12 protein-coding genes are annotated in these 12,294 nt (G+C 52.1%); 10 read left to right on the top strand and 2 right to left on the bottom strand.

The annotated features are described in order from the left end of the window. Nucleotides 1-59: 59 nt before the first annotated feature. On the bottom strand, nt 60-566 hold the full coding sequence (locus Q4544_RS02550; protein ID WP_303503855.1) for an oxidoreductase: 507 nt from the start codon (nt 564-566) through the stop codon (nt 60-62). Nucleotides 567-822: 256 nt separating this feature from the next. Between Q4544_RS02550 and Q4544_RS02545 the strand changes: the two genes are divergently transcribed. The 7 genes from Q4544_RS02545 to Q4544_RS02515 all read left to right on the top strand — a co-directional run bounded on the left by Q4544_RS02545 (nt 823) and on the right by Q4544_RS02515 (nt 7,423). After that, nucleotides 823-1,431: a response regulator transcription factor gene (locus Q4544_RS02545; RefSeq protein WP_303503853.1), complete on the top strand. Its 609-nt coding sequence runs from the start codon at nt 823-825 to the stop codon at nt 1,429-1,431. A gap of 107 nt (nt 1,432-1,538) precedes the next feature. After that, nucleotides 1,539-2,459, top strand: a complete 921-nt coding sequence (locus Q4544_RS02540) for a lipid A-modifier LpxR family protein (protein ID WP_303503851.1) — start codon at nt 1,539-1,541, stop codon at nt 2,457-2,459. Nucleotides 2,460-2,557: 98 nt separating this feature from the next. Next, complete coding sequence (locus Q4544_RS02535) at nt 2,558-3,619, top strand: Hint domain-containing protein (protein ID WP_303503850.1); 1,062 nt, start codon at nt 2,558-2,560, stop codon at nt 3,617-3,619. Between the two features lie 214 nt (nt 3,620-3,833). Then, on the top strand, nt 3,834-4,454 hold the full coding sequence (gene rpsD, locus Q4544_RS02530; protein ID WP_303503849.1) for a 30S ribosomal protein S4: 621 nt from the start codon (nt 3,834-3,836) through the stop codon (nt 4,452-4,454). Nucleotides 4,455-4,662: 208 nt separating this feature from the next. Next, a complete protein-coding gene (hisC, locus tag Q4544_RS02525) occupies nt 4,663-5,748 on the top strand; it encodes a histidinol-phosphate transaminase (protein ID WP_303503848.1) in 1,086 nt (361 codons plus the stop codon). Then, nucleotides 5,745-6,662, top strand: coding sequence for a prephenate/arogenate dehydrogenase family protein (locus tag Q4544_RS02520; protein ID WP_303503846.1), 918 nt, complete (start codon nt 5,745-5,747; stop codon nt 6,660-6,662). The genes hisC and Q4544_RS02520 overlap by 4 nt, the downstream gene beginning before the upstream one ends. Further along, nucleotides 6,662-7,423 (top strand): extensin family protein, encoded by a 762-nt coding sequence (locus tag Q4544_RS02515; RefSeq protein ID WP_303503844.1) that lies wholly within the window; start codon nt 6,662-6,664, stop codon nt 7,421-7,423. The genes Q4544_RS02520 and Q4544_RS02515 overlap by 1 nt, the downstream gene beginning before the upstream one ends. A gap of 3 nt (nt 7,424-7,426) precedes the next feature. On the opposite strand, the gene Q4544_RS02510 is transcribed toward Q4544_RS02515, so the two are convergent. After that, entirely contained in the window at nt 7,427-8,413 is a 987-nt protein-coding gene (locus tag Q4544_RS02510; protein ID WP_303503842.1) for a DUF2125 domain-containing protein, read from the bottom strand. A 75-nt stretch (nt 8,414-8,488) separates the two neighbouring features. On the opposite strand from Q4544_RS02510, the gene Q4544_RS02505 reads away from it, so the two are divergent. From Q4544_RS02505 to Q4544_RS02495, 3 genes are all read left to right on the top strand, one after another. Next, nucleotides 8,489-9,016 (top strand): gamma-glutamylcyclotransferase, encoded by a 528-nt coding sequence (locus Q4544_RS02505; RefSeq protein WP_303503841.1) that lies wholly within the window; start codon nt 8,489-8,491, stop codon nt 9,014-9,016. 87 nt (nt 9,017-9,103) lie between these two features. Continuing rightward, nucleotides 9,104-10,321, top strand: a complete 1,218-nt coding sequence (locus Q4544_RS02500) for a biopolymer transporter ExbB (protein WP_303503839.1) — start codon at nt 9,104-9,106, stop codon at nt 10,319-10,321. 3 nt (nt 10,322-10,324) lie between these two features. Beyond that, a complete protein-coding gene (locus tag Q4544_RS02495) occupies nt 10,325-12,283 on the top strand; it encodes a peptidoglycan -binding protein (RefSeq protein WP_303503837.1) in 1,959 nt (652 codons plus the stop codon). Nucleotides 12,284-12,294 lie beyond the last annotated feature (11 nt).

Genomic DNA, 12,294 nt, shown 5'->3' with positions numbered 1-12,294 from the left:
TAGGCTGGAGGGTGTTGGACTAAGATTAGGTGTTCGTCGCTTAACGTTATCCGCGCAGGCTACTTGATGACTTCCAGACGGTCCAATTGCCAGATGCTGCGAGAATAGATCGTTTCAGATCGGTATTCAGGAACCGTATCATATGGATAAACAATCCATAGCGGCCCCTTGCTGCGCACTGACATTTCAGTTCCGTTGCGAAGGTAGGCTATGATTGGTCCCCCTTCTTTCGCGTCTGAAAGTGGGATTTCTACGCTGTAGTCGTTGATCGCGCTGGCAATAAGTGTCTCACCATCCATGCCGATTTGTTCTTTGAGGTCATGAAGTGAAACGCCGCTGAAACTTTGAAGCCCGTCTGTCCAAATTGTTGTCGTCTCAAATTGTGTGACTGGTAGGTCGAGAAGCATGTCACGATCAAAGATGGCGATCTGTTTTGCATTTCTCTTCTCAATAGAGCCGGAAACAGTCAAAAGAACCTGCCCTTTGGGTTCGGGTAACGCTTCAGCACGTGCAGTAGTTGAAAGACAAAGAGAAAGGAGTGCAAAACAAAAAATGCGAAGGATCATAGCTTAACCTAAGTTAGTTTATGATTTGAGTTTTGGCATAGAATTGTAAGCTAGAGCACCTGCTCAATTGGAATGAGACCTATCCGTTCGGATAGGTGGGTCTCGAAAATCACTGGATTTGAATTGCATTTTTCGGTAAAATGCAATTGAGGGTATAGTCCTGCCTTTATCTAAGATCACAGTTTGCTCCTCAAGGTGAAGGCCTTGAATGGCTTAGACTGAATACTCTTACCAACAAAATACCAATGCCACTGATATGCGAATACTCATTGCAGATAATCATGCACTCGTGCGTGAATTACTTGGTGCTTACCTAGAAAATATGGGTAGTGCCCGTGTTGTGACGGCCAAATCTTTGCATGAGGCATTAGACTTCTGCCAGACAGCCGGGCCGTTTGATTTGGCGCTCTTGGATTATGACATGCCAGATATGAATGGGCTTGCGGGCTTAGAATTGGCGGTGAAGGCCAATTTGGCACGTGGCATAGCTATCCTATCAATCAGTGCGCCTAAGTCTGTCGTAGAAGGGGCGATTCAGAAAGGTGCAATTGGGTTTTTGACTAAGGTAATGACGGCAAGCGATTTCCTGAAGGCTGTCAATACTATGGTTTCTGATGAAGTCTTTGTGCCCTTGGAATTCACTCAAGAGGATGAGGTTGTCAAAGGGCTCATCAAAATACTCAGTAAACGTGAAAGAGAAGTTTTGAATTGTATCAGCCAAGGGCTGTCTAACAAAGAAATCGCGCGTGAGTTGGGATTGCAAGAAGTGACGATCAAGCTTCATGTGCGGACGCTGTGCCGAAAGTTGGCTGCCAAAAATCGGACGCAAGCCGCGATGATTGCGAAAGAGGCTGGTTTAGTGTGATGCTCGCCTCTTAGCTGAAAATAATCTGAATATTCGCTTTATTGCCTTTTTTTTGTACCAAATCTTTAGGTATGTCGCCAGCAACAAGAATTCCTGTTGAGGCAGCTATGCGACATTTACTTTTATCCCTTGGGCTTTCCGTCCTTGGTCTTGCTCAGATTGTTATCCCAATTTCGGCGCAGGCCGAGCAGCTCGGTTATGGCCGTTTGATTGTGAACGACTTTTTGGGGGACGGGCATGATCGCTGGCGGTCAGGTTCTATCGTTGGCAGCCATGTGTTTGGGCCAAAATGGATGGACCAACTCCCTGAAGATATGGGTGAAATTGTTGAACTGCGTATACTTGGCCAAATTATTGCGCCTTCAAATCTACAATCACCACCAGCAGGCGATCGCCCTTATGCAGCGGCTCTATCGGTTGGTGCGCATACGCACTTCCAACGCAACTCGCTTGAATTCTCGCTTGGTGGTGACCTGACTATCCTTGGCCCGCAAAATGGGTTAGGCGATTTTCAGAACTTCTTACATGACAGCTTTGGAATAGAGGGTCCGTCGTCTGGTGTGTTGGGCAGCCAAGTCGGCAACAAAACAACGCTTTCAGCGGTGGCTGAGGTTGGTAAATCACTGTCGCTAGGTTCAAATGCGTCTCTTCGACCTTTCCTAGAAGCACGGGCCGGAGACGAAACACTAGTTCGCGCCGGTTTTGACCTAACAATTGGTAACATCGGTCAGGGCGATCTTCTGGTGCGTGATCCAATCACAGGCCTTCGCTATCGCACAATCCAGCAAAGAGAAGATGGCATGGCGTTCTTCATCGGTGCCGACATCGCTTATGTGGATAGCAGCATTTACTTGCCCACGTCCTCAGGTATTTCGCTTGAGAACACACGTCATCGTATTCGTGCTGGCGTTGAGATGCAGCGAAAGAAGTACAGCATTTACTATGGCGCATCATGGTTGAGCCCAGAGTTTAGTGGCCAGCCAGAGGGGCAAGTGTTGGGTGCAATACGCATCAAGTTTGACTTTTAAGCGTATGGTCTCACTGCGAGATTCATTTTGCACTTCCCAGAACGAATCACTTTTGCTAACGTCTCATTAATAAAAATAATGAGGCAGGACACAGGCAAATGGGAACGGGCTTTTTGGGCACGTTCGTCATCTCCTGGTCGCAAACAGAAGTAGATGGTCTTACGGCCGCACCTATAAGCGCTATTGAGCAAGGCGCGGTGTGGTCATGGCGTGGAGATGCTATCCGCGTGGACGGGCCAACAGAACTGTTGCGATTGGAGCGCGGCGAAGGCGAAGTGATGTTGCGGCGCAAAGCGGCACGCATGGTACGCAAGCTTGTTGGGGCGGCGTTGGCCAATACAACAAAGTTAGATCAAGTCGAAACAGACGACCCAATGCGCGACAGCAGCTTTGTCGTGACCAATGGGCGTAACAGCTACACTGTCACCCTTATCGACGTTGACGGTGGCGCGCCGCTATTGATGTTTATTGATGAAATTCCGCCCAAAGATTCCGATCTTTGGGTTGTTCACCATACGTTGGAGATGCACGAAACCCATTCCTCAGAGGCGGATGGGGCAGGGACGATTTGTTTTACTCCTGGCACGCGGATCGACACGCCCAAAGGCCCACGCCTGATTGAAAAGCTGCGCGAAGGTGATCTGGTCCTAACCAAAGACAACGGTCCGCAAGAAATTCAGTGGATCGGGTCTCGTCGGATGACAGGGGCACGTTTGTTTGCATTGCCTAAGTTGCGGCCAATTCGGATCAAGCCAGGCGCATTGGGTCATGAATTCCCTCAGCGTGCTTTGATCGTTTCGCCTGATCACCGGGTTTTGGTGCGTGGCGAAGTGGCTCGGGCACTATTTAATACACCAGAAGTGTTGGTTTCGGCGCGCCAGCTTGAAAATGGCCGCAATGTGAAAGTTGATTTCAAACTGCGCGAAGTGACTTACGTGCATCTTTTACTGCCGCGTCACGAAATCCTTTTTGCAAATGGTGTCGAAACCGAAAGTTTCCACCCAGCAGACGCTGCCATGTCCTCCCTTGGTGACGAGGATCGCACAAGACTGCTGGGTATCAATCCTGAGTTTGCGGCGCGTCCTTATAGCTATGGGGACCATGCACGCCGTCAACTGACAGCATCAGAGGCCGCGATTTTGCGCCACGAGGCAGCATAGGCTGACATAGCAAGACTAGCATCGGTTTTTCCTTCTTCCCTAGGGGAGCGGAAAAACCGCATTTCTTTTCTTCATCCCCGTTGACTCCGCAAGTGCTACGCGTATAAGCGCGGCTTCATTGGTGTTGGTGGCCCCCGCAAGGGGATTCCTGTCAATTCGGCAAAATCCGAATAGAGGACAACGCCCTTCGAAACCTAAACGAAGGAGATCAGCCGTGACTAAACGTACGTCTGCCAAGTATAAAATTGACCGCCGCATGGGCGAAAACATCTGGGGCCGTCCTAAGTCTCCAGTAAACCGCCGTGAATATGGCCCAGGCCAGCATGGTCAGCGCCGTAAAGGCAAAATGTCCGACTTTGGTATCCAGCTGCGCGCAAAGCAAAAGCTAAAAGGTTACTACGGCGACATGACCGAGAAACAGTTCCGTCGCATCTATGCCGAAGCTGAGCGTGTAAAAGGCGATACAGGTGAAAACTTGATCGGTCTTCTGGAGCGTCGTCTGGACGCTGTTGTTTACCGCGCGAAATTCGTTGCAACAGTATTTGCTGCACGTCAGTTCGTGAACCACGGCCACGTAAAAGTTAACGGCAAGCGCGTTAACATTCCTTCTTACCGTGTAAAAGAAGGTGACGTGATCGAAGTTCGTGACAAGTCCAAGCAATTGGCTGTTCTGATCGAAGCGACACAATTGGCTGAGCGCGATGTTCCTGATTACATCGACGTTGACCACTCCAAAATGACAGCAACTTTCACACGTGCACCTGGCTTGTCCGACGTGCCGTACCCAGTTGTTATGGAGCCAAATCTGGTTGTTGAATTCTACGCGAAGAACTAATCTTCGCCGACATTCAAAGACTTTGGGCCGTGCTGGTATTCAGCACGGCCTTTTCTTTTGTTTGGCCGAAACGTGTCGTTGTTTCGCTGTTTAGCACTATGACTGGGCATTGCCGCAACAAACGTCGCAGAAGGAGTGCCAGTTTCGAATAGCTATTCCTTCTCTCTGATAACCGAATTAGAACGGGTTTGAAGTGTAAGGAACGGACATGACCAAGATCCAACCGCAGCCCGGAATTCTGGAAATCGCTCTCTATCAGGGCGGACAGTCAACGGTGGCTGGTGTCACAGACATCGTAAAACTGTCTTCAAACGAAAACCCTTACGGAGCTGGTGATGCTTCCAAGGAAGCCTTTCGCAAGGCTGGTTTGAACTTGCATCGCTACCCTGGGACTGATCATGCTGATTTGCGCACCGCAATTGCCGAGGTGCATGGCCTGAAAGCTGACCAAATCATCTGTGGCGTCGGATCGGACGAAATTCTTCATCTCATTGCGCAATGTTTCGCAGGCCCTGGTGATGAGGTGATCTACACCGAACACGGGTTCTCGATGTACCCGATTCTGACACTCGCCTGTGGTGCAACACCTGTAAACGTTGCAGAGCGCGAGCGTGTCGTCGATGTCGATGCAATCCTAAAGGCTTGCACAGACAAAACCAAAATTGTCTTCATCGCCAATCCTGCCAACCCAACTGGCACAATGATTGGTGGCAACGAAGTCGCTCGTTTGGCCGCAGGCCTGCCCGAAGGCGCGATCTTAGTACACGATGGCGCCTATACTGAATATGTCGAAGGGTATGACGGGGGCGCAGCACTTGTTGATAGCCGTGACAATGTGATCATGACCCGCACCTTTTCCAAAATCTATGGTTTGGGCGGGATGCGGATCGGCTGGGGCTATGGCCCGAAAGAATTGATCGACATTTTGAACCGAGTGCGTCCGCCTTTCAATCTTTCAGATGTGCAAATGCAGGTGGCTGAAGCCGCTGTACGCGACACGGAATTCGTAGCGCGTTGCCGCAAAGATAATGCGCGGCTGCGGGCGTGGTTGGCCGAAGCGCTTGCTGAAATTGGAGTGCCTTCTGACACGTCTTGTGCCAACTTTATCTTGGCGCGCTTCGCATCAGAGGACGAGGCAAGCGCCTGCGATGAATACCTTAAGAAACAGGGTGTTATCGTTCGCAAAGTCGCGGGATACGGGCTTCCTAATTGCCTACGGATAACTGTGGGCGACGAAGCAGGGTGCCGTCGTGTCGCCCATGCGGTCAAAAGTTTTAAGGAAGGGGCGGCATGAGTCAGGTCTATGATCGTGTCGCGCTGATTGGCTTAGGATTAATCGCATCCTCGATGTTCTGGGCGATCAAACGCGCAGGTCTTGCTGGCGAGGTCACTGGTTTTGCCCGCAGCCAAACGACACGCGATACCGCGCGCAAGATCGGCCTATGTGATCGTATTTGCGACACTGCCGCCGAGGCTGTCAAAGATGCAGACCTTGTAGTGCTATGCGTTCCCGTTGGTGTGATGGGCGATGTCGCTGCCGAAATTGGTGGATCGCTTAAACCAGGTGCGACTGTATCTGACGTTGGATCGGTGAAACGGCAAGTCATTGACGCAGTATCGCCGCACCTACCTGAGGGCGTGCATTTCGTTCCGGCTCACCCGATCGCAGGGACCGAGCATTCCGGTCCCGAGTCTGGCTTTGCAGAGCTGTTCGATAACCGCTGGTGCTTGCTGATCGTCGACGAAGAAACGGATTTAGACGCCGTACAAAAGGTCTCTGATCTCTGGAAGGGGATGGGGGCAGACGTTGAACAAATGGACGCTGATCACCATGATCTCGTTCTTGCTGTTACATCGCACACACCGCATTTGATCGCTTATACAATGGTCGGTGTCGCAGACGACCTACGCCGCGTTTCTGAAAGCGAAGTCATCAAATACTCCGCATCCGGTTTCCGCGACTTTACACGAATTGCCGCAAGCGATCCGACGATGTGGCGCGATGTTTTCCTAAGCAACAAAGACGCTACTCTAGAAATCCTTGGGCGCTTTACCGAAGAGTTGTTTGCGTTACAGCGGGCTATTCGACAGGGCGACGGCGAACATTTGCACGATTACTTTACGCGCACACGCGAAATTCGCCGGGGCATTATTGAGGCGGGGCAAGATACAGACGCGCCAGACTTTGGCCGAGGGAAGGCGCATTGATGAAGCTAAGAGCGGGATTTTTAGCAATAGTTCTCGCTGCTTCGGCCGCAACCGCAGACGCGCCAACACGTTCATTGCGTCCGGTTGCAAGGGTAGATGTGTTCCCGGTCGCTTTACCCAGCCTTGCGCCATCCATTTCGTTGCGGCCATTGGTTCGACCCGCTGTTTCAAGAGCTGCGAATTTTTCACCTAAACCGGTTTCCTCTGTCACGCGTACAACGTCGTCTGGGCAAAAAATCGGGCGGATTTGCCGTGATCGCGACCTGCAAGGGATCAACGTTGGACGCGTTCCCGGAAAGCTAAGCGGGTGCGGGATCAAAGATGCTGTCAGGCTCTACTCTATTTCAGGTGTGCAGCTCTCTACTCCGGTTGTCATGGAATGCGATACGGCACACGCGCTTAAGACCTGGATGGATCGCGGAATGTCACGCGCTGTAGGTCGACAGGGTGGCGGTGTTGTGAAAGTTCAAGTTGCTGCTGGATATTCATGCCGAACAAGAAACAGCAAACCGGGTGCCAAAATTTCAGAGCATGGCAAAGGCCGCGCGATTGATATTTCGGCATTCCACCTAAGCAACGGCGACCGGATTTCGGTGCTAAAAGATTGGGGCAAAGGCAAAAAGGGTCGCATCCTAAAACAGATGCATGGCGCAGCCTGCGGTCCTTTTGGAACGGTTCTTGGCCCCAACGCCGACAAATACCATCGTGACCATTTCCACTTTGACATCGCCCGCCATCGGGGCGGAGCCTATTGCCGCTAAAGCTTAACGCAGCGCGAGCTTAGGGGCAGGGCCCAGTGGCAGAGGCCCCGCGAACACCATCCCGCGTTTGAAGTTCAGCGTGACATCAATGTTTTCGCCCGAACCTGTTAGTGATGACATTAGCTCCAAGCCTTGCTCAACAGTATCCAAGCTGATCTGCGGAAATTGCTGAGTGGTTCGTGCGATTTCTAGTATCTCGCGCCATTTGCTGACCCGTATTGTCACCGAACCGGTCGGCACGCCTGCATTATCAACCGCAAGGTCGCCTGCAACTTGCAGTTCTAGGTCACCCCATTTTGCATCAGCTGTTCTGATCGAGATCTGGGTTGGTTGTGGGCGCTGCTGCTCTAGCGCTAAAATGTCCCAGCTGCGATCAAACTCAACAGAGGCATCTAGGTTCAAAGCACTCATTGTTTTAGGGAGTACGCTATTCTGCAGGTCTTGCGGTGGCGCAACGCCCTGTCCTTGAAACGCAAACTGATACAGCGTGTCAGTTTCCTCGTTTTGCGAGAGTGCGAACAATAAGCTCTCTGCTGAAAGCGTCCAACCCGCGTCAGATGAGATTTCGGCACTTTCTATAGCAAGATTTCCGCGCTTTAGCGTTAACTTGCTGTTGGGTTCAAACACCGCAGATGCCTGCATGGACCCAGAGCGGATGGCAATTTTACTTTGGGGCGTTGATAGCTGATGATCTTCTGGCCACACGGCGATGATATGATTTGGCCGATAGCTTAAGGCAAAGAGCTGAAAAAACGGCGCTTCCCAAGCAAAACCTGTATTTGGATCTGCCAAAGCAATGTCTTCGAAAGTTGTGTCAAAACGGTTGGGGAAACCACGAAGATGCAAAGCCTTATATTCAGCTTGCCAGCCGTCCGCCCGCCGCGCTTCGAACCATTCTTCATAGCCTGTTTGAATTCCAACAGAACCGACAAACCAATAACCAAACCACCCCAAAGAGGCCACAAGAATGGCGATCAAAAGACGTTTCATGCATTGGCCCCTTTGCAGTCTTAGCGCATTGGTGTTTAAACGCGCGGAACGATGAACGCCAGACATGGATGACATATGACTCTTTGGGTATTTGGGTACGGTTCTTTGCTTTGGAACCCTGGATTTGAAGTGGCTGAGCAATCGGTCGCAACACTCAACGGATGGCACCGCAGCTTTTGCATGTCATCCATTCACCATCGCGGCACCGAAGAGCACCCTGGTTTGGTCTTAGCGCTGGACGCCGCCGAAGGTGCAACTTGCCAAGGGTTGGCGCTACGGGTGAAACCCGGCACAGAAGACGCCGCAATGGCGGAACTGCGCGAACGCGAATTGGTGTCCTCCGCGTATTTAGAAACCCATTGCGATGTCACATTGACCGATGGGCGTAATGTGACGACCGTGACTTATGTAATTGACCCGGATCATCGGCAATACATCCATTTGTCGTTGGAACAGCAGGCGCATGTGATTTCTACCGCAGTTGGTGGACGGGGGCCTAATACGGAATACCTCTATAATACCGCGTCGCATTTGACGGAATTAGGGATTGAAGACGCAGAACTGGATTGGCTATCCGCCCGCGTTAAAGAATTAACCGCCTAACTCCTTCTCAGGCGCAAAAAACCTTGGCACAGCAGGCACGCGGCCCTACTGTGGACAAAGAAAATAACAGCGTCAGGAGCTGGCCAAATGGAACAGCCAGACCGAGAGGCCGAGCCGCATTTCTCGCACCCAGTGCGACAGATCATACAGATGTTGATTGTTCTCGGGTTTACCGGGGTCATCACCTATATCGCTTTGCCCAGTGTCCTCCCCGTGTTCACGGCAAACCCATATCTTAATGGGTTTATCGTTTTCGTATTCTTCATCGGTGTCATTGCCTGTTTCCTACAGGTCTTGTCCCTTATTGCCTCTGCACGTTGGATCAAAAGTTTCGCGCTGCAAAACGAAGATTTCCAATACCTAGAACCACCTCGTTTGTTGGTTCCACTGGCATCCTTACTGCGGTCGCGTGGGGCCCGTGGGCAAATCAGTGCAACATCAACGCGCTCAATCTTAGATTCCGTTGCAACCCGCATCGACGAAGGTCGTGAGATCACGCGTTATATTGTGAACATGCTGATTTTCCTCGGCTTGCTCGGAACGTTTTATGGTTTGGCAACAACAGTTCCCGCCGTCGTTGATACCATTCGTAGCCTTGCACCAACCGAGGGCGAAGAGGGGCTTGCTGTCTTCCAACGCTTGATGACCGGGCTCGAAAGCCAGCTAAGCGGCATGGGCATTGCTTTTGCATCCTCACTGTTGGGTTTGGCTGGATCGTTAGTTGTTGGCCTACTCGAGCTTTTTGCAGGGCAGGGGCAAAACCGTTTCTATCGCGAGCTTGAAGAATGGCTAAGTTCCATCACCCGTGTTGGCTTTTCCGCCGGCGAAGGGGAACATGGTATAGAGCACAATGTCCTTGGCGAAGTGCTTGAACATATGGCTGAGCAAATGGACCAGCTTCAGCAAATGTTCACAAAAGCTGAAGAAAGCCGCACACGTGTCGAAGGCCAAGTTGGTGCTTTGACGCAATCGGTTTCGGCACTCACCCAGCAGCTTGGTACTGAAACTGGATCAACCGCCGCCATGTCGCGTGTTGCCGAAGGGCAGGAGCGTTTGATTGAGGTGCTGCAAAACCAAGGAACAGGCGAAGGCGTTGACGCCGAAAGCCGCATGCGCCTGCGTTCGATTGATGTTCAAATGCTGCGCATCCTCGAAGAGATTTCTGCAGGTCGTCAGGATACGATTACAGAGCTTCGCACTGATCTGTCCGCATTGACCCGTGCCATCACTTTGCTTGGTGAAAAACAGGCAGTGCCGCGCCGCCGGAAGCCTACGAACAATTCATCAAGCGCGCAGGAGAGCTAACCAATGGCGCTTTCACGACGCTCCGGGCAACGTTTCCAGGCTTCGATCTGGCCGGGTTTCGTGGATGCGATGACGGGGCTTTTACTGGTCCTGATGTTCGTGCTGACCATTTTCATGGTGGTGCAATTTGTGCTGCAAGAAACGATCACGGGACAAGAAAGCCAGCTTGATGAACTGTCCGTCGAAATCGCAGCCTTGGGCGCGGCACTTGGGCTGGAACAGCAAAAGTCATCGCAACTGGAAACGCAGGTAGAAGGCCTGCGCGCCACATTAACCAATACCCGCGCACTTGCAGAGCGCCAGACTGCTTTGATCGCAGCCTTAACAGAAGAGCGCAACAAAACGGCAGAAGCGCTGTCAGCGGCGCGTACAGAGATCACAAGTTTCGAAGCCCAAGTCGCAGCGTTGTTGTCACAACGCGACGAAGCTTTGGGGAATGTCGCAGCCCTAGAAGGGGAACGCCAGACATTGCTGTCAGAGCAAGAGGCGTTGAATTTGGCACTAGCCCAGGCCCGCACAGAAATTGACGCGCAAGTCGAAACCGCGCGTCTGGCCGCGGCAGAACGTGAAGCACTCGATCTGATGATTGCAGAGCTTCGGTCCAAAGCACAGCTCGATGCAGAAACAAACGCGGCTCTTGCCACGCAGGTATCCGAACTACAGGGCAAGCTGACAGAAGAAGAGATTGCCCGGCTCGCCGAAGTAGCTGCAGCCGAAGCTTTGCGCGAACGACTTAAAAATTCTGATGCGGAACTTACGGCGATGACCTTGTCGCTTGAGGCACAGCGCAAAGAGGCCGAAGAAACGCTCACGCTTCTTGCCGCCGCCGAAGCCGTGCGTCAGGAACTGGATCGGAAATTGGCCGCGGTCTTGATCAATGAAGAAGCTCTAAGCAAAGAGTTGACGAGTGCGCTTACCGAATTAGACAACACAAAGACTGGCGCCGAAGCTACGGTTGAACAACTTGCGGCTGCTTTGCTGGTGGCCGATGAAAATAAGTCCAAAACCGCTGATCTAGAAGTGCGTCTAGCCACGGCTGAAGCTTTGTTAGCAGCGGCGCAGTCAGACGTGGAAGGGACGCAAGCCGGAGTTGCCGAGCTGGAAAATGCTTTGGCAGCCGCAGTGGCCGCAAAGCTTGCAGCAGAACAAGCTGCCGCCACCCAACTCAGCGAAGCTGAACAACAGAAACGTCTGCTCGCCCTAGCAAACCAAGCGCTAGAGGATACGCGATCAGAAGCAACCGAAAGCGAAAAGCAGGCTACTCTGCTAAACCAACAGGTCGCGGCATTGCGCGAACAGCTTGGCGCTCTGCAGGCCTTACTTGATGATAGCAAAGCACGTGATGCAGCTGCGCAGGTTCAGCTGTCTTCCTTGGGAAGCGACCTCAATGCAGCCCTCGCTCGGGCAGCTTCTGAGGGGCGCCGTGCCGCCGAAGAAGAACGTAAACGACGCGAGCTTGAAGAGGCCGAGCGAAAGCGGTTAGAAATAGCTGCCAAAGACCTAGAGAAATACCGCTCGGAGTTCTTTGGGCGCATGCGCGATCTTCTGGCAACGCGCGAAGGCGTGAGAATTGTCGGGGACCGCTTTGTGTTCAGCTCCGAGGTGCTATTCCCATCTGGTGGCGCTGATCTTAGCTTCCAGGGGCGCGAGCAAATTGCAGGTGTCGCGCAGCTGTTGCGCGAAGTTGCGGATGAAATCCCTCCAGAGATTAACTGGGTGCTTCAAGTGGATGGCCATACGGACAATGTGCCAATCGTGAACGGCGCGCAATTCCGCGATAACTGGGAGCTTTCGCAAGCACGTGCGCTGTCAGTCGTCCGCTTTATGGCGAGTGATTTGGGGCTTTCGCCCGCGCGCTTATCCGCAAATGGCTTTGGTGAATATCAACCAATTGATCCCGCCGATACACGCGAAGCCCGCGCAAAGAACCGACGCATCGAATTGAAGTTTACCGAGAAATAAGAGTGTAAATG

It is taken from the genome of Cognatishimia sp. 1_MG-2023, from assembly GCF_030548175.1.
Classification (GTDB): Bacteria; Pseudomonadota; Alphaproteobacteria; order Rhodobacterales; family Rhodobacteraceae; genus Cognatishimia.
This window is presented reverse-complemented; position numbering and strand designations above follow the sequence as displayed.